The sequence below is a fragment of the Micromonospora sp. NPDC049204 genome, from assembly GCF_040647935.1.
Classification (GTDB): Bacteria; Actinomycetota; Actinomycetes; order Mycobacteriales; family Micromonosporaceae; genus Micromonospora.
Map to the genome: position 1 here is coordinate 179535 of NZ_JBEZDC010000006.1, position 17887 is coordinate 197421.

Here is a 17887-nt window from a genome sequence, read left to right on the forward strand (position 1 = left end):
GCGCGGAGCGCAGGGCGCAGGCGCGGAGCGCAGGGCGCAGGCGCGGAGCGCAGGGCGCAGGCGCGGAGCGCAGGGCGCAGGCGCGGAGCGCAGGGCGCAGGCGCGGAGCGCAGGGCACGGGCGCGGGCGCAGGGCCGCCGTCTCAGGCCGCCAGATCCAGCCCGCCGCCGACAGCCGGCGTCGGCACGGGCACCGCCGGGATCGCCGTGGGCACCGCGACCGCCGGGGTCGCCGTGGGCACCGGGTGCGGCCGGGTCCGCGCCCCCGCCCCGGCCGCGGGCACCAGGTGTACGGCGGACTCGGCGGCCCGAGCCAGCAACCGCCGGTCGGCGGTACGGGCCGGATGCAACGCGGCGGCGATCGTCACCGACACCACCAGACCCCGCGCCGTGACCACCCGGACCATCGACCGCAGCAACGTGTCCGCACCGAGGAAGGCAGCGGCCGTGGTGGTCGTACCGGTGGCCGCACAGGCGTAGGCGAGCCGCAGTGGCACCACCGGGCTGCCCGTGTCGATGGCCGCCTGGAACGTCGCGGGCCGGAAGCCGCCGCCGGGGCGGCAGTCGGCGGCACCGGCGCCCGCACACCAGGTCGTCCCCTCCGGAAAGACCGCCACCGACCGGCCGGCGCGCAGCGTGTCGGCGATCCGGCCGACCATGGCCGGTAGCGCGCGCGGCCGGGCGCGGTCCACGAAGACGGTCCCCGCCACCGCGGCCAGCAGGCCGAACACCGGCCAGGAGCGGATCTCCCGCTTCGCCACCATCCGGGTGGGCGCGACGGCCAGCACCGCGAGGATGTCCAGCCACGAGACATGGTTGGCGACCAGCAGCGCCCGCCGCCGGGGCAGTCGGCCCCGGATCACCAGCCGGACCCCGAAGGCCCGCGCGGTGGACCGGGCCCACCCGCGCACCGCCGCGTGGCGCTCCTGGACCGGCAGTACGGGCAGCAGCACCACCAGGCCGACGCCGGCCAGCAGCATGCCGGACACGGCGACCAACCGCAGTACCCGACGGGCCACCGACACGGTGGGCACCCCGCCGGTCGGTGGCAGACAGTCGTCGTCGCAACCCGACGACGGCCGCCACAGGTCGTGCGACCCGGCGGTCATCGCTGCGCCTCGCCCAGGAAGTGCCGCAGGTAACGCGGGTTCATCCGATCCAGGCAGAACAGCACGTAGAAGTCCGCGCAGCCGAAGTCGGGGTCGTACGACGGCTCGCCGCAGATCCACGCGCCCAGCCGGAGGTAGCCACGCAGCAGCGGCGGTACCGCGACGCGGCCCGCCGGATCGGCGGCCACCGGTCCGGCGGCCGACTCGGTGAACCAGGGCCGCAGCGGGCGGACCCGCAGGGGCGGCGGCGACAGGTGCCGGGTCTGGGCCTGGGTCCACACCTCGGCGACCGTCCGCCCGCCGTCGGCCACCGGCACCGACGCGCAGCCGCCGAGCCAACGGGAACCCCGCAGGTGCAGGTATCGGACGATGCCTGCCCACATCAGATTGATCACCGCGCCGGAGCGGTGGTCCGGGTGCACACACGACCGGCCCGCCTCGACCAGGTCGTCGCGGAGCGGATCGAGCGCGCCGAGGTCGAACTCGTCCTCGGCGTACCGCCGGGTGCTGCGGCCCGGTGGCAGCAGACGGTACGTGCCGACCACCTGGCCGGTGCTGTCCTCGCGGACGATCAGGTGGTCGCAGTGCGCGTCGAAGGGATCCACGTCCAGCCCGGCGGTATCGGGGAGGAGAGTGGCGCCGAGCTCGGTGGCGAACACCTCGTGGCGCAGGCGTTGCGCGGCCGCGACCTGGATGGGGTCGTCGGCGATCAGCAGGGTGTATCCGCTGGTCGTCAGGGGTGCGCCAGCGGCATGCAGAACGGCCATGGGATCTGTGTAGGTGCTCGGGTTGCCATTCACTCAGACCACCGGTGTCGGCAGGATGAACGCCGGCCGGCAGATGCGTCCCACCGGTGGTCGTGCGAGGCTGCCCGACGAACCGGCGACGACGCCGGCACGCCCCACCGGAGGTCGACGATGCGGATCGAGTCCCGCTACAACGGGCCGCCCGGCTCGGGCAACGGCGGCTGGAGCGCGGGAGTGTTCGCCGCCGAGGCGGGCGGCACGGGCCCGGTCGAGGTGACGCTGCGCCGACCGCCACCACTGGACACCGAGCTGATCCTGACCGACGGCGAGGTCCGTGACCCGGCCGGCGAACTGGTGGCCGAGGTGCGCCCGGCCGGCGTGGTCGACGTCGTCGTACCCCCGGTGGACCTGGACACCGCGGTGGCCGCGGCGACGCGCTACCCCGGCCTGGTCGAGCATCCGTTCCCCGGTTGTTACGTCTGCGGGCCGCAGCGGGCCGACGGGCTGCGGATCTTTCCCGGCCGGTTACCTGATGGGCGGACCGCCGCGCCGTTCCGGGCGCCCGAGCGGGTCAGCGCGCCCACGGTCTGGGCGGCGTTGGACTGCCCCGGCGGTTGGACTGTCCTCGCGCCGGGCCGCCCGTACCTGCTGGGTCGGATCGCCGCAGTGGTCACGGCGCTGCCGGGGCCGGGCGACGACTGCGTGGTGACCGGGGCGTTGCTCGACGTCGATGGCCGCAAGGCGCTCGTGCACACCAGCCTGTACGGCCCGGACGGCGCGTTGCTCGGCGCGGCGCGGGCGACCTGGATCGCCCGCTGAGACCGGTCCGTCGTCCGCAGGGTGGAGTCGCCTCCGCCCTGCGACGGAGACGAACATAGGAACCGAGCCTGATTGACCTTGATGCCTCGGGCCGTCACGCTGTGCCACGGCGTACCTCGACGCCGTACACGGGAGGAGAACGATGACTGACGGGCAGCGAAGCCCCACCAGCGACGGTCAGATCGTGGTGTCCGGTCTGACGAAGCAGTACAAGAACGTGCGGGCGGTGAACGACCTGTCCTTCACCGTGGCACCGGGGCGGGTGACCGGCTTCCTCGGCCCGAACGGCGCTGGCAAGACCACCACCCTGCGCATGCTGCTGAACCTGGTCACGCCGACCGCGGGCACGACCACCATCAGCGGCCACCGGTACGCCGATCTCACAGACCCGCTCCGGCACGTCGGCGCGGTGCTGGAAGCCTCCAGCGCGCACAAGGGCCGCACCGGCATCAACCACCTGCGGGTCATCTGCGCGGCGGCCGGGCTGCCCCGGCAGCGGGCCGACGAGGCGCTGGCCCTGGTCGGGTTGACTCCGGCGGCGAAGCGCAAGTTCAAGGGCTACTCGCTGGGCATGAAGCAGCGGCTGGGCATCGCCGCCGCCATGCTCGGGGACCCTCGTGTGCTGATCCTCGACGAGCCCGCCAACGGGCTCGACCCGGAGGGCATCCGGTGGATGCGCGGGTTCCTCAAGAACCTCGCCCACGAAGGCCGCACCGTGCTGGTCTCCAGCCACCTGCTGTCGGAGATGCAGCTGCTCGCCGACGACGTGGTGATCATCGCGGCCGGGCAGCTGGTCCGGCAGGGACCTGTCGACCAGGTCCTCGGCTCGATGGCGCAGACCGCCCGGGTACGGGTCCGCACGCCGCAGGCCGAGGCTCTGGTCGCGGCGCTGAAGGCGCAGTCGGCGACCGTCGACACCGACGAGCAGGGCGTGCTGCTGGTCGCCGGGGTGGACGCCCCGACGATCGGCCGGACCGCCCTGGCCGCCGGCGTCGAGCTGCACGAACTGACCACCGAACGACCCGACCTGGAACGGGTCTTCCTGGAGCTGACGGCCGGAAAGGCGGGCATCCGATGAACCTGGTCCGAGCCGAACTGCTCAAGATCCGTACGACCAGCACCTGGTGGTGGCTGGCCCTCGGCGCGTTCCTCGCCCTGGTGCTGGCCTTCGTCGTCAACGCCTGGCTCGCCAGCCAGGTGCTCGGCGGCAACCAGGAGGACTTCGGCGTCAGCGGGGACCAGGCCACCCCCGCCGGCCAGGCGGCCAACCTGTACACCTCGGGGCAGTACCTGGGGCTGATGTTCGTGATGCTGATCGGCATCCTGATGGTCACCAACGAGGTCTTCCACCAGACCGCGACCACGACCTACCTGACCACGCCGCGTCGCACCTCGGTGATCCTGGCCAAGCTCGGCGCCGCCTCGCTGCTGGGCTTCGGCTTCTGGCTGGCCACCACGGTGATCGACCTGGCCGCTGGGTCGGTCTTCCTGAGCCTGAACGACCACGGCGCGCAGCTCGGCGAGTGGACGGTGCACCGGGCACTGCTGCTGAACCTGCTGGCGTACATGATCTGGACGGTCCTCGGGGTGGGCATCGGCACGCTGATCCCCAACCAGCTCGGCGCGGTGATCACCGCCTCGGTGCTGTACCTGATCGGCACCCAGGTGGCCCAGCTGCTCTTCTTCCTCCTCTCCAGCTGGCTGGACAACGAGGCGGTGATGAAGTGGCAGGTGGTCTGGCCCGCGGTGGCATCCCAGGTCATGATCAGCGGGAGCAGCACCGACCTGACCCCCGACTGGTGGGTCGGCGCCCTGGTGCTGGTGGGCTACGCGCTGGTCAGTGGCATCGTCGGAATCCTGATCACTCGACGTCGCGACATCGCCTGACGGCATTTCCGACCCCGGGGCGGCGAGCTGGCCGCCCCGGGGTCGGCACCACGCCGGGAGCTGGCCGCGCGTCACCGGCGATCTGCCGTGCGTCACCAACCTCGATCTGCCGCGCGTTACCAGCCCTCGGCTGGCCGCGCAGCGGTTGCTGAACTTCTGGCATCTTCTGTGAAACCGGCCACGGGGCCGAGGCTGAAATGCCTACGGGATCCGTACGGCGTAGCCTGGGAGCCGTCCAGTCCGTGCTCCTAATCGGGCACGAGGGACACACCGCGTGCCACACAAACCCGCGTGAAAGAGGCGATTACCGGCCGTGTCGACCCAGCAGACTTCGCAGGAGAACCCACTGGCGGGTTTCGGCCCGAATGAGTGGATCGTCGAGGAGATGTACCAGCGGTACCTCGCCGACCCATCGAGCGTCGATTCGGCCTGGCACGACTTCTTCGCCGACTACCGGCCGGCACCCGGCGCGGCCACGCCACGCGGGGCTGAGGCGTCGGAAGAGCCGGCCGCCGCTCCCGAGCCGGACGGCCAGCCGGAGGCAGCCGCCACGGTCAGCCAGCCGAGCGCCACGCCGCCGGCGACCGCGAGCAAGCCGAGCGCCGCACAGTCGTCCGCGAGCAAGCCGTCCGCCGCACCGTCGTCCACCGCGCAGTCGGCGCCGGCCAAGCCCGCTGCCGCGCCGGCCGCGTCCAAGGCCGCCCCGGCGAAGGCGGCCCCGGCCAAGCCGGCCGCCGCGCCGAGCGCCGACGGCCCGCAGACCACGCCGTTGCGGGGCGTCGCCGCGAAGATCGTCCAGAACATGGACGCCTCGCTGAGCGTGCCCACCGCGACCAGCGTGCGCGCGGTCCCGGCGAAGCTGCTCGTCGACAACCGCATCGTGATCAACAACCACCTCGCCCGGGGGCGCGGTGGCAAGGTCAGCTTCACCCACCTGGTCGGGTACGCGCTGGTCCGGGCGCTGGTCCAGCACCCGGAGATGAACAACTCCTTCGCCGAGGCCAACGGCAAGCCGGCGATGGTCCGCCCCGCCCACGTCAACCTCGGCATCGCGATCGACCTGGCCAAGCCGGACGGCAGCCGCAACCTGGTGGTTCCCTCCATCAAGGGCTGCGAGACGATGGACTTCCGGCAGTTCTGGCAGGCGTACGAGGACGTGGTCCGGCGGGCGCGGCGCAACGAGCTGACCATGGACGACTACAGCGGCACCACGATCTCGCTGACCAACCCGGGCGGCATCGGCACCGTGCACTCGATGCCCCGCCTGATGCAGGGGCAGAGCGCGATCATCGGCGTCGGTGCGATGGAGTACCCGGCCCCCTACCAGGGCATGTCCGAGGCCACCCTGGCCGAGCTGGCCGTCAGCAAGATCATCACGCTGACCAGCACGTACGACCACCGGATCATCCAGGGTGCGCAGTCCGGCGAGTTCCTCAAGGTGATGCACGAGCTGATCCTCGGCGAGCACGGCTTCTACGACCAGATCTTCACCTCGCTGCGCATCCCGTACGAGCCGGTGCGCTGGATGCGCGACGTCGCGGTCAACTCCGAGGGTCAGATCAACAAGACCGCCCGGGTGCACGAGCTGATCCACGCGTACCGCGTGCGCGGTCACCTGATGGCCGACACCGACCCGCTGGAATTCACGATCCGCAAGCACCCCGACCTGGACGTCCTCCAGCACGGGCTCACCCTCTGGGACCTGGACCGCGAGTTCCCGGTCAACGGCTTCGCCGGCCGGCAGCGGATGAAGCTGCGCTCGATCCTCGGCGTGCTGCGCGACTCGTACTGCCGCCGCGTCGGCATCGAGTACATGCACATCCAGGACCCGGAGGAGCGGCGCTGGGTGCAGGAACGGATCGAGCGCAAGTACGAGAAGCCGGCCGCCGACGAGCAGAAGCACGTGCTCAACCGGCTCAACGCCGCCGAGGCGTTCGAGACCTTCCTGCAGACCAAGTACGTGGGCCAGAAGCGCTTCTCGCTGGAGGGCGGCGAGTCGCTGATCCCGCTGCTCGGTGAGGTGCTGGAGTCCTCCGCCGAGAACGGGCTGGACGAGGTCGTCATCGGCATGGCGCACCGGGGTCGGCTCAACGTGCTGGCCAACATCGTCGGCAAGCCGTACGAGAAGATCTTCTCGGAGTTCGAGGGTCACCTGGACCCGCGCTCGACGCAGGGCTCCGGCGACGTGAAGTACCACCTGGGCCAGAACGGCAAGTTCACCACTCCGGACGGCGCGCACTCGGTGAAGGTGTCGGTGGTGGCCAACCCGTCGCACCTGGAGGCCGTCGACCCGGTGCTGGAGGGCATCGTCCGCGCCAAGCAGGACCGGATCGACCTCAAGCTGGAGGGCTACACCGTGCTGCCGCTGGCGGTGCACGGTGACGCGGCGTTCGCCGGGCAGGGCGTGGTCGCCGAGACGCTCAACCTGTCGCAGTTGCGCGGCTACCGCACCGGCGGCACCGTGCACGTGGTGGTCAACAACCAGGTCGGCTTCACCACCGCCCCGGAGTACAGCCGGTCCAGCCTCTACAGCACCGACGTGGCCCGGATGATCCAGGCGCCGATCTTCCACGTGAACGGCGACGACCCGGAGGCCGTGGTCCGGGTGGCCCGGCTGGCCTTCGAATACCGGCAGACGTTCAACAAGGACGTCGTGATCGACATGGTCTGCTACCGCCGGCGCGGGCACAACGAGGGCGACGACCCGTCGATGTCCAACCCCCAGATGTACAAGATCATTGACTCGAAGCGCTCGGTGCGCAAGCTCTACACCGAGGAGCTGATCGGCCGCGGTGACATCACCGTGGAGGACGCGGAAGAGCTGCTGCGCGACTACCAGGCGCAGTTGGAGAAGGTCTTCAAGGCCACCCGGGACGCCGCGTCGGCACCCCGCCAGCTCAACCGGCCGCGCCGCGAGGAGGAGCCGGAGCCGCAGGTCGACACCGCCACCGACGCGTCGGTCGTGAAGGCGATCGGCGAGGCGCACATCAACCTCCCCGAGGGCTTCACCCCGCACAAGCGGATCCAGCAACTGCTGGACCGGCGGGCCAAGATGTCCGTCGAGGGCAACATCGACTGGGGCTTCGGCGAGATCATCGCGCTCGGGGCGCTGCTGCACGACGGGGTCACCGTCCGGCTCGCCGGGCAGGATTCGCGTCGCGGCACGTTCGTCCAGCGGCACGCCTCGGTGGTCGACTCCCGCACCGGCGACGACTACCTGCCGCTGAAGTCGCTCACCGGCGACGGCGAGCGCTCCCGGTTCTTCGTGCACGACTCGCTGCTCAGCGAGTACGCGGCGATGGGCTTCGAGTACGGCTACTCGGTGGAGAACATCAACGCCCTGGTCGCCTGGGAAGCCCAGTTCGGCGACTTCGTCAACGGCGCCCAGTCGGTTATCGACGAGTTCATCTCGTCCGGCGAGGTGAAGTGGGGTCAGCGCTCCGCCGTCACCCTGCTGCTCCCCCACGGCCACGAGGGCCAGGGTCCGGACCACACCTCCGGTCGGCCGGAGCGGTTCCTGCAGATGTGCGCCGAGGACAACATGCGGGTGTCCATCCCGACCACCCCGGCGAACTACTTCCACCTGCTGCGCCGCCAGGCCCTGTCGCCCAAGCGCAAGCCACTCGTGGTGTTCACGCCGAAGTCGCTGCTGCGGCACAAGCTCTGCGTCTCCTCGGTCGAGGACTTCACCACCGGCACCTTCCAGCCGGTGCTGCGCGACACGGCGGCACCAGCCCCCGAGTCGGTGAAGCGGGTGCTGCTCTGCTCCGGCAAGGTCTACTACGACCTGTTCCAGGCCCGGCAGGAGCGCGGCGTCACCGACACCGCGATCCTCCGGATCGAGCAGCTGTACCCGCTGCCGGTGGAGGAGATCCGGGCCGCCCTCGCGCAGTTCCCGAACGCGGAGGACTTCGCCTGGGTGCAGGAGGAGCCGGCCAACCAGGGTGCCTGGTCGTTCGTCGCGCTCAACCTGCTGGAGCACCTCACGGACGTCCGGCTGCGGCGGATCTCCCGCCCGGCCGCGGCAGCCCCGGCGGTCGGCTCGGCCAAGACCCACGAGGTCGAGCAGAACGCGCTGATCGAGGCGGCTCTCCCCCGCCCGTGACCTGACCGCACCACGCGAGCCGGGGCAGGGCCGTTACCCACGGTCCTGCCCCGGCTCGCGTCGGTCCACGGACCCACCGACCCACCCGCCCATCCGCCCGGCCCACGCCGGGCCGAGCACGAGGACGTACCCGATGTACTTCACCGACCGCGGTATCGAGGAGCTGGTCGAGCGCCGGGGCGCCGAGCAGGTGACCCTCGAGTGGCTGGGCGAGCGCCTGCGCGACTTCGTCGACCTCAACCCCGACTTCGAAACCCCCATCGAGCGCCTGGCAACGTACCTGGCCCGCCTGGACGACCCCGACGACGACGACGCCTGACCCGTCCCCCCGTTCCGCGCCCGGTGATCAAGAAGTTTCGGTCACGATGGGGGCCGGAACTGACGCAAACTTCTTGATCAACGAGCAGGGGGTGGGAACGTGGCTCGCAGTGTGTATCTGACCAGCGTTGGTTCGGGCGGGGGCAAGTCGACGATCGCTCTCGGATTGGCGGAGTTGCTCTCTCGCCAGGTGGGGCGGATCGGCGTGTTCCGGCCGTTGGTCGCCGACACCGGTCCGGATCCGATCCTCGCCCTGCTCAGTGAGCGTTACCGGGTCGAGCTGCCGCTGTCGGAGCTGGCCGGGGCGACCTACACCCAGGCGGCGGCGCTGGTCGCGGACGGCCGACGTGAGCAACTGATCTCCACGGTTGTCGAGCGGTACCGGGCGGTGGAGCGGCAGTGCCCGGCAGTGGTCGTGGTGGGCAGCGACTTCGACGACCCGGGCGATCCGGCCCATCCTCGCGAGTTGGCCTTCAACGCCCGGCTGGCCACCGAGTTCGGCAGCGTGGTGGTGCCGGTGGTGGACGGCCTCGGGCAGGAGCCGGCGGCGGTCGCGTCGGCGGTGCGCGGGGCGTACCACGATCTGACCGACCTGGGCGCGACGGTGCTCGCGGTGATCGCCAACCGGGTGACCGAGCCGATGACGCTGCCCGACCTGCCGGTCCCCGCGTACGCCATCCCGGAGGTGCCGAGCGTGTCGGCGCCGACGGTGGCCGAGGTGGCGGCGGCGCTCGGCGCCACCCTGCTGGCCGGGGACGACGCCGCGCTCAGCCGGGACGTGCTGGATTTCGTGGTCGGCGCGGCGCACGTACCGACCCTGCTGGACCACCTCACCGAGGGCGCCCTGGTGATCACCCCCGGGGACCGGGCCGACCTGCTCGTGGCGGCGAGTGCCGCGCACGTGGCCGGTCAGGCGTCGGTGGCCGGGCTGGTGCTCACACTCGGTGAGCAGCCGGACCCCCGGGTGATGCGGTTGGTGCAGGGGCTGAACACCGGGTTGGCGGTGCTGTCGGTGCGCAGCGACAGCTACGACACGGTCGCCGCGTCCAGCCGGATCGAGGGTCGACCCAGCACGGCCAACCCGCGCAAGGTGGAGGCCGCGCTGGGCGCGTTCGAGCGCTGTGTGGATACCGACGACCTGGCTCGCCGGCTGCGGGTCAGCCGGTCGACGCGGGTCACCCCGCTGATGTTCGAGAACGAGCTGATCGACCGCGCCCGCTCGAAGCCCCGGCACCTCGTGCTGCCGGAGGGCACCGACGAGCGGATCCTGCGCGCGGCGGAGATCCTGCTGCGCCGGGGCGTGGCGGAGCTGACGCTGCTCGGCCGACCGGACGACATCGCCCGGCGGACCCGCGAACTAGGCATCGACCTCGGCGACGCGAACGTCGTCGACCCGGCCACCAGTGCGTGGCGCGACGACTTCGCCGCCGACTACGCGCGGCTGCGCGCCCACCGGGGCGTCACCGCCGAACTGGCGCACGACATCGTGGCCCAGCCCAACTACTTCGGCACGCTGATGGTGTCGACCGGCCGGGCCGACGGCATGATCTCCGGCGCCACGCACACCACCGCCGCGACCATCCGACCGGCGTTCGAGATCATCCGTACGCTGCCGGACGTCTCGGTGGCCTCCAGCGTCTTCTTCATGCTGCTTGCCGACCGGGTGCTGGTCTACGGCGACTGCGCGGTCAACCGCGACCCGGACGCCGCGCAGCTCGCCGACATCGCGATCTCGTCGGCCGACACCGCCGCCCGGTTCGGCATCGAACCCCGGGTGGCCATGCTGTCGTACTCCACCGGCAGCTCCGGCGCGGGCGCGGACGTGGAGAAGGTCGCCACGGCCACCGCCCTGGTCCGCGAGCGCCGGCCCGACCTGCTGGTCGAGGGGCCCATCCAGTACGACGCGGCGATCGACCCGGCGGTGGCGGCGACGAAGTTGCCGGGCAGCTCGGTCGCCGGCCAGGCCACCGTCTTCATCTTTCCGGACCTGAACACGGGCAACAACACGTACAAGGCGGTGCAGCGCTCGGCCGGGGCGGTCGCCGTCGGCCCGGTCATGCAGGGCCTGCGCCGGCCGGTGAACGACCTGTCCCGCGGCGCGACCGTGCCGGACATCGTCAACACGGTGGCGATCACCGCCATCCAGGCGGCCACCGAGGAGGCCTCATGAGTCGGGTGCTGGTGCTCAACTGCGGGTCGTCGTCGGTGAAGTGGCGCCACTACGACGGGGACCGGGTGCTCGACCACGGCACCGTCGAACGGGTCGGTGAGCCCGGTGGCGGCCCGGCGGACCACGCCAGCGCGGTCCGGCAGATCCTGGCCGAGCAGGACCTCACCGGGCTGGCGGCGGTCGGGCACCGGGTGGTGCACGGTGGTCGGACGTTCAGCGCGCCGGTGCTCGTCGACGACGCGGTCCTGGCCGCGATCAAGGACCTGGTGCCGCTGGCCCCGCTGCACAACCCGGCCAACCTGGCCGGCATCGAGGTGGCCCGCGCGGCACTCCCGGACGTCCCGCAGGTCGCCGTCTTCGACACCGCGTTCCACCACACCCTGCCGGAGGCCGCCGCGACCTACGCGATCGACCGGGACACCGCCGAGCGGTACGACATCCGCCGGTACGGCTTCCACGGCACCTCGCACGCGTACGTGTCCCGGCGTACCGCCGAACTGCTCGGCCGCCCGTACGACCAGGTCAACACGATCACCCTGCACCTGGGCAACGGGGCCAGCGCCTGCGCGGTGGCCAACGGTCGCAGCGTCGCCACCTCGATGGGCATGTCCCCGTTGCAGGGGCTGGTGATGGGCACCCGCAGCGGCGACCTCGACCCCACGGTGATCTTCCACCTGCGCCGGGAGGCCGGGCTGTCGGTCGACGAGATCGACGACCTGCTCAACCACCGCAGCGGGCTGCTCGGGCTGACCGGCGCCAACGACATGCGCGAGGTGCTTGCGCGCCGGGCGGCCGGGGACCGGGCGGCGGCGCTGGCCTTCGACGTGTACTGCCGGCGGATCACCGAGTACGTCGGGGCGTACTACGCACTGCTCGGCCACGTCGACGCGATCGCCTTCACCGCCGGGGTCGGCGAGCACGCCGCGCCCGTCCGGGCAGCCGCGTTGGCCGGCCTGGACCGGCTCGGTATCGCCGTCGACGATGCGCGCAACGACGGTACGGGCGACCGCGTCATCTCACCCGACGGCGCCGAGGTGAGCGTCTGTGTCATCCGCACCGACGAGGAGCGGGAGATCGCCCGGCAGACCCGGGACGTGGTCGCCCGCCACTGACGACCCGTCCGAGGCGATGCGACAAGTGGTGGTGGCCCGCCCCGTGGGCTGTGCGGGTCGACCCGGCCCGGTCCGGTCAGCTCGCGAGCCAGACGACGAGGACGACGAGCAGGACCACCACGACCGCCGCGCCGATGATCAGCGGCAGGCGGGACGGCGACTCCACCGGCGCGGCGGCCTCCGGTGTCTGGCTGAACGCGCGGAACGCCTCGGTGTTGCCACTGGGGTCGGTGTAGTTCTCAGGCATGCCGGTGACCCTAGCGAAGCCGCTCGCGAAGCACCGCCCCGGTAGGGCGCCCTGGTGGACGACCTCGCGCGCCGCCAGTTGGCGAGCATCGCCGAGGTGGTCGAGGTCGCCGGATCGGCCCGCTCGTCGTTCCGACGATCTCGGTGCCGGCCCAGATCGAGTTCAAGCAGATGTACCCGGTGTGGATGCCGGAGCGGCCTCGCCGTCCGAAGGACGCGGACGACCTGGCTCGACTGCTTGCCGGGCCTCGTCGAGCAGGTCCTCGTACACCCCGACCTTGAAGCTGATCAGATCCAGGCTCTGGGTGAGCTGGCCGATCTGGTCCGTGACGCGCCTGTGGTGCGCACGCATGAGCGCGAGTCGTTCCTCCTCGTTGCCCGCGCCCTCGCGAACGAGTTCGGTGTAGCGGCGCAGCGCCGGCAGCGGCATGCCGGAGGCGCGGAGAATGACGCAGACGGTCAGCCAGTCCACGTCGTCCTGGCTGTAGACGCGACGCCCGGTGGACCCACGGCGTACCGGGCTGACGAAGACGCCCTGCTCCTCGTAGAAGCGGAGCGCGTGCACGCTCAAGCCGGTGCGTTCGGCGACCTGTCCGATGCTCAGACCCGCGGTGACCTCAGCCATGTCGAGCAGGGTAACGGGGGTTGACCTAGAGCCGACTCGAGCTCCTACGGTGCCAGGTGATCACGACTCAACACCACCTGGGAGAGCATCGTCATGCGCTATCGCACACTCGGCGGCACCGGCATCGAGGTGAGCACCCACTGCCTCGGGACCATGATGTTCGGTGCCGTCGGCAATCCCGACCACGACGACTGCGTCCGCATCGTCCACACCGCCCTCGACCAGGGCATCAACGTCATCGACACCGCCGACATGTACGGCCGGGGCGAGTCCGAACAGATCGTGGGCAAGGCGCTGCGCGGGCGCCGCGACGACGTCGTGCTGGCCACCAAGGTGCACTTCCCGATGGGCGAGGGACCCAACCAGGGCGGCAACTCGCGGCGGTGGATCCTCAAGGCCGTCGAGGGGAGCCTCCGGCGGTTGGACACCGACTGGATCGACCTCTACCAGATCCACCGTCCCGACCCCTCGACCGACATCGAGGAGACGCTCTCCGTGCTCACCGACCTCGTCCGCGAGGGCAAGATCCGCGCGTTCGGCTGCTCGACGTTCCCCGCCGAGGAGATCGTCGAGGCGCACCAGGTCTCCGAGCGTCGCGGCCTCGGACGCCTGCGCACCGAGCAGCCGCCGTACTCGATCCTGGCCCGTGGCGTCGAGGCCTCGACCCTGCCGGTCTGCCAGCGCTACGGCATGGGGGTGCTGGTCTGGAGCCCGCTCGCCTTCGGATTTCTCAGCGGGAGGTACCGCAGGGACCAGCCCGTCGACCTGTCGACCGGGCGGGCCGCACTGCGGCCCGCGCAGTTCGATCCCACGATCGCCGAGAACGCCGCGAAGCTCGACGCCGTCGAGCAGCTCGTCGAGCTCGCGGCGAGCATCGGCTGCACGCTTCCACAGCTCGCCATCGCCTTCACCGTGGCCCATCCGGCCGTCACCTCGGCGATCATCGGACCGCGCACCATGCCGCAACTGGAAGATCTGCTCAGGGGCGCCACGCTCACCCTGGACGACGCGACCCTCGACCGGATCGACGAGATCGTGCCGCCCGGCACGAACCGGTACAACCCCAATGCCGCCTTCCCACTGCGCGCACTGACGGACATCGCACGTCGGCGTCGTCCTCTCGCGGACCGTGCCGCGGCCTGAGTGGGCCCGCCTCCGAGGGCACAGCACGGGGTGACCGGAAGGGCACAACGCGTCAATGCCCGCCGGGCACCCCAGCCGGTCGGGGCACAATCGGATTCATGTCGCGTCGCGTCACTCCCGCGCTGCTGGCCAGCGCCGTGCTCATGGCCGGTCTGGCCGGCTGCTCAACGGACACCCGCCCGAGCCAGAGCGGTCCGGTTCCGCTGGTCGAGCCGAAGGCCGCCGCCACGCCGACACCGCAGGTCCCCGCCGGGAAGGCCCCGCAGCGCGCCTTCGCGGTCGGCGTACGCCAACTGAAGCTGAACCGGGACGGCCGTGCGCTGCCGACGACGCTCTGGTACCCGGCGGCCGGGCAGTCCGGCGGCGCGGCCAAGCGGTCGGCGACGGCGGCCGAGGGCCGGTTTCCGGTGGTGATGTTCAGTCACGGGCTGGGTGGGCGGCCGGACGACTACGCCACGCTGCTGACGCGGTGGGCGGCGGCGGGTTTCGTGGTGGCCGCGCCGACGTTCCCGCACACCTCCGCCGGCGGCGACAAGAACGTCCTCGACGTGCTCAACCAGCCGGCCGACGTCTCGTACGCGTTGGACCAGGTGCTCGCGCTGGACGGCAAGGCCGGCGACGCGTTGCGGGGGCGGTTGGACGGCGAACGGGTGGCCGCGGCCGGGCACTCGGCGGGCGGGGTGACCACGATCGGGCTGTTCACCGCCAACCGGGACGAGCGGCTGGACGCGGGCGTGGTGTTCGCGGGCACCGCGCTCGGCGTGGGCACCGCGTTCGCCGGCGCGGCCGCGCCGCAACTGTTCGTGCACGGTGAGCTGGACGAGGTGGTCGAGTACGCGGCGGGCAAGGCCGCGTACGACAAGGTGCCGTGGCCCAAGGCGATGCTGAGCCTGCCCAAGGGCGACCACGGGCGGGCGCTGCTCAGCGACGGCGCGACGCTGCGTGTCGTCTCGGACACGTCCGTCGAGTTTCTGCGCTGGTCGCTGTACGGCGACGCCGACGCCAGGAAGCGCATCCCCACCGATGCGACCCGCGGCGACGTCGCCACCTTCGACGACCACCTCTGAACGGGCGGACCGATCGCGCCGCGCCGCGCCCTGCCGCAAGATCGCGCAGTAACCAGGAAATAGTGGCCTCCCACGACGCGGAGGCCACTATTTCCATGATGTTGCGCGATCTTGGGGGCGGGGCGGGGCGGGGCGGGACGGGGCGGGACGCGTCAGGCGGTGTGGTCGATGACGACCTTGCCGAAGGCGTCGCCGGACTGCAGGCGGGCGAAGGCGTCCTCGACCCGGCCGAACGGGACCACGCTGTCCACCACCGGGCGCACCTCGTTGTCCGAGCAGAACGCCAGCAGCTCGTACAGCTCCCCCGGCGTGCCCATGGAGGTGCCCAGGATCTCCAACTGCATCGCGAAGAGCCGGCGCAGGTTGACCGCCGGTTCGTGCCCGGCGGTCGCGCCGGAGACCACGATCCGGGCCATCGGCGCGGCCGACTTCAGCGAGTGGTCGAAGGTGGCCGCGCCCACCGTCTCGATCACCACGTCGACGCGTTCCGGCAGCCGGGCACCGGGTTCCACGGCGGTGGCGCCGAGAGCCGAGATCCGGTCCCGCTTGCCGGCGTCGCGGCTGGTCGCGTACACCCGCTTGCCCATCGCGACGGCGAGCGCGACGGCCGCGGTGGCGACGCCGCCGCCCGCGCCCTGGACCAACACGCTGTCGGCGTCCGCGACGCGGCCCTTGGTGGTCAGCATCCGCCACGCGGTCAGCCAGGCCGTGGGCAGGCACGCCGCGTCGGTCGCCGCCATGCCGTCGGGCAGCGGGATCAGGTTCGATCGGGGTACGGCCACCCGCTCGGCGAGGGTCCCGGCGAAGTGCTCGGAGAGGATGGAGACCCCGCGCGGGTCGCCCGGGGTGACCACCACCGGGTACACGACCACCGGGCGGCCCTCCGGGTCGAGCCCCACCGCGTCGCAGCCGAGGATCATCGGCAGCTGTGCCTCGGCGAGCCCCACGCCGCGCAGCGACCAGAGGTCGTGGTGGTTGAGCGAGGTGGCCTGCACCTGCACGGTCACCCAGTCGTCGGCCGGGTGGGTCGGCTCGGGCCGCTCACCGACGGTGAGCGCGGCGAGCGGGTCGGCGTCATTGAAGCGGGAGGCAAAGGCGGCACGCATGATCGGCACGGTAACAAGCTGAGCGCCCGTTAAGAAGGCGCCCGACGCATGCGGCGCCGAGAGCGTCCCGGAGCAGGCCAGCGCGGCCGACGCACAGGCCGGCGCGGCCGACGGCGCATGCTGCGGCGGAGCGCGCCAGCGCCTGTGCGGGCGCGCAGACCCTAACGGCGGGCGACGCCGTCGCGACGGGCCGCCTCGGCGACCGCCTCGGCGACGGCCGGCGCAACGCGCGGGTCGAGCGGCGAGGGGACGATCGCGTCGGCGGTCAGCGACTCGGCCACCACACCGGCGATGGCGTCCGCGGCGGCGACCTTCATCGCCTCGGTGATCCGGGTCGCACCGGCATCCAACGCCCCACGGAACACCCCGGGGAAGGCCAGCACGTTGTTGATCTGGTTGGGGTAGTCGCTGCGCCCGGTGGCGACCACCGCGACGTGCCGGGCGGCGACCTCGGGGTGCACCTCCGGGGTCGGGTTGGCCAGCGCGAACACGATCCCGCCGGGTGCCATCCCCGCCACCGCGGCCTCGGGGATCTGCCCGCCGGAGACCCCGATCAGCACGTCGGCGTCGCGCAGCGCCTCGGTGATGTCGCCGTGTCGGCCCTCCGCGTTCGTGGTCGCCGCCAACTCGGCCTTGGTGCCGGTCAGCTCGGTGCGGTGCCGGCCGATGATGCCCTTGGAGTCGCAGACGACCACCTGGTCGGGGTTGACGCCCCCGGCGATCAGCATCTTCGTCACGGCCACCCCGGCCGCACCCGCACCGCTCACCGCGACCCGCAGGTCGCCGAGCTTGCGGTCGAGCAGGGTGGCGGCGTTGCGCAGCGCGGCGAGCACCACGATCGCCGTGCCGTGCTGGTCGTCGTGGAAGACCGGAATGTCCAGCGCCTCGTCGAGCCGGCGCTCGATCTCGAAGCAGCGCGGGGCGCTGATGTCCTCCAGGTTGATCCCGCCGAACGAGGGGGCCAACGCCCGGACCACGGCGACGATCTCGTCCGCATCCTGCGTGTCCAGGCAGACCGGGACGGCGTCCACCCCACCGAACTGCTTGAACAACACCGCCTTGCCCTCCATCACCGGCAGCGCGGCACGTGGGCCGATGTTGCCGAGCCCCAGCACCGCCGAGCCGTCGGTGACCACCGCGACGGTGTGCGACACCCAGGTGTAGTCGTCCACCAGGGCCGGGTCGGCGGCGATCGCCTCGCACACCCGGGCCACCCCCGGGGTGTACGCCAGGGAGAGGTCCTCCCGGCTGGTCAGCGGCACGGTCGAGGTGACGGCCATCTTGCCGCCCCGGTGCAGCAGGAAGACGGGATCAGCGGGGTCCACGGTGGACGAAGACATGGCGGTGACTCCAGGATCTGTCGAGCAGATGTGAGGCGGCCGGGCCTGGCCGCGAGGTGGGCGGCGAGCGGTGGCACGCGTACGGGGGTCACCCG

At 71.8% G+C, this 17887-nt stretch carries 15 protein-coding genes; 9 read left to right on the forward strand and 6 right to left on the reverse strand.

From position 1 onward, the window contains the following. Nucleotides 1-142: 142 nt before the first annotated feature. Entirely contained in the window at nt 143-1108 is a 966-nt protein-coding gene (locus tag AB0A90_RS14160) for a 1-acyl-sn-glycerol-3-phosphate acyltransferase (RefSeq protein ID WP_357246587.1), read from the reverse strand. After that, nucleotides 1105-1875 carry a GNAT family N-acyltransferase gene (locus AB0A90_RS14165; RefSeq protein ID WP_357246590.1) on the reverse strand — a complete coding sequence of 257 codons (771 nt, stop codon included), beginning with the start codon at nt 1873-1875 and terminating at the stop codon, nt 1105-1107. The genes AB0A90_RS14160 and AB0A90_RS14165 overlap by 4 nt, the downstream gene beginning before the upstream one ends. 150 nt (nt 1876-2025) lie before the next feature. On the opposite strand from AB0A90_RS14165, the gene AB0A90_RS14170 reads away from it, so the two are divergent. From AB0A90_RS14170 to AB0A90_RS14200, 7 genes are all read left to right on the forward strand, one after another. Further along, nucleotides 2026-2673: a hypothetical protein gene (locus AB0A90_RS14170; RefSeq protein ID WP_357246593.1), complete on the forward strand. Its 648-nt coding sequence runs from the start codon at nt 2026-2028 to the stop codon at nt 2671-2673. A gap of 142 nt (nt 2674-2815) precedes the next feature. After that, the gene (locus AB0A90_RS14175) at nt 2816-3751 is read left to right on the forward strand and encodes an ATP-binding cassette domain-containing protein (protein ID WP_357246595.1); all 936 of its coding nucleotides are present in this window, start codon (nt 2816-2818) and stop codon (nt 3749-3751) included. Then, entirely contained in the window at nt 3748-4560 is an 813-nt protein-coding gene (locus AB0A90_RS14180) for an ABC transporter permease (protein ID WP_357246597.1), read from the forward strand. The genes AB0A90_RS14175 and AB0A90_RS14180 overlap by 4 nt, the downstream gene beginning before the upstream one ends. 313 nt (nt 4561-4873) lie before the next feature. Further along, nucleotides 4874-8665: a multifunctional oxoglutarate decarboxylase/oxoglutarate dehydrogenase thiamine pyrophosphate-binding subunit/dihydrolipoyllysine-residue succinyltransferase subunit gene (locus AB0A90_RS14185; protein WP_357246600.1), complete on the forward strand. Its 3792-nt coding sequence runs from the start codon at nt 4874-4876 to the stop codon at nt 8663-8665. Nucleotides 8666-8798: 133 nt separating this feature from the next. After that, the gene (locus AB0A90_RS14190; RefSeq protein WP_357246603.1) at nt 8799-8984 is read left to right on the forward strand and encodes a DUF6104 family protein; all 186 of its coding nucleotides are present in this window, start codon (nt 8799-8801) and stop codon (nt 8982-8984) included. Between the two features lie 99 nt (nt 8985-9083). Further along, complete coding sequence (gene pta / locus AB0A90_RS14195) at nt 9084-11153, forward strand: phosphate acetyltransferase (RefSeq protein WP_357246605.1); 2070 nt, start codon at nt 9084-9086, stop codon at nt 11151-11153. Further along, nucleotides 11150-12265, forward strand: coding sequence for an acetate kinase (locus AB0A90_RS14200; RefSeq protein ID WP_357246608.1), 1116 nt, complete (start codon nt 11150-11152; stop codon nt 12263-12265). The genes pta and AB0A90_RS14200 overlap by 4 nt, the downstream gene beginning before the upstream one ends. 76 nt (nt 12266-12341) lie before the next feature. Here AB0A90_RS14200 and AB0A90_RS14205 read toward each other — a convergent pair whose 3' ends face one another. Both AB0A90_RS14205 and AB0A90_RS14210 read right to left on the reverse strand, forming a co-directional pair. Further along, a complete protein-coding gene (locus AB0A90_RS14205) occupies nt 12342-12512 on the reverse strand; it encodes a hypothetical protein (protein ID WP_357246611.1) in 171 nt (56 codons plus the stop codon). Nucleotides 12513-12674: 162 nt separating this feature from the next. Next, nucleotides 12675-13136: a MerR family transcriptional regulator gene (locus AB0A90_RS14210; RefSeq protein WP_357246613.1), complete on the reverse strand. Its 462-nt coding sequence runs from the start codon at nt 13134-13136 to the stop codon at nt 12675-12677. Nucleotides 13137-13229: 93 nt separating this feature from the next. On the opposite strand from AB0A90_RS14210, the gene AB0A90_RS14215 reads away from it, so the two are divergent. Both AB0A90_RS14215 and AB0A90_RS14220 read left to right on the forward strand, forming a co-directional pair. Next, entirely contained in the window at nt 13230-14279 is a 1050-nt protein-coding gene (locus tag AB0A90_RS14215) for an aldo/keto reductase (RefSeq protein ID WP_357246616.1), read from the forward strand. A 98-nt stretch (nt 14280-14377) separates the two neighbouring features. Continuing rightward, nucleotides 14378-15346: a chlorophyllase gene (locus AB0A90_RS14220; protein ID WP_357246619.1), complete on the forward strand. Its 969-nt coding sequence runs from the start codon at nt 14378-14380 to the stop codon at nt 15344-15346. 152 nt (nt 15347-15498) lie between these two features. Here the strand turns inward: AB0A90_RS14220 and AB0A90_RS14225 are convergent, their stop codons facing one another. Together AB0A90_RS14225 and AB0A90_RS14230 are read right to left on the reverse strand one after the other, a co-directional pair. Next, nucleotides 15499-16461, reverse strand: coding sequence for a zinc-binding dehydrogenase (locus tag AB0A90_RS14225; protein ID WP_357246622.1), 963 nt, complete (start codon nt 16459-16461; stop codon nt 15499-15501). A 152-nt stretch (nt 16462-16613) separates the two neighbouring features. Next, nucleotides 16614-17792, reverse strand: coding sequence for an NADP-dependent malic enzyme (locus AB0A90_RS14230; RefSeq protein WP_357246625.1), 1179 nt, complete (start codon nt 17790-17792; stop codon nt 16614-16616). Between the last annotated feature and the right edge of the window lie 95 nt (nt 17793-17887).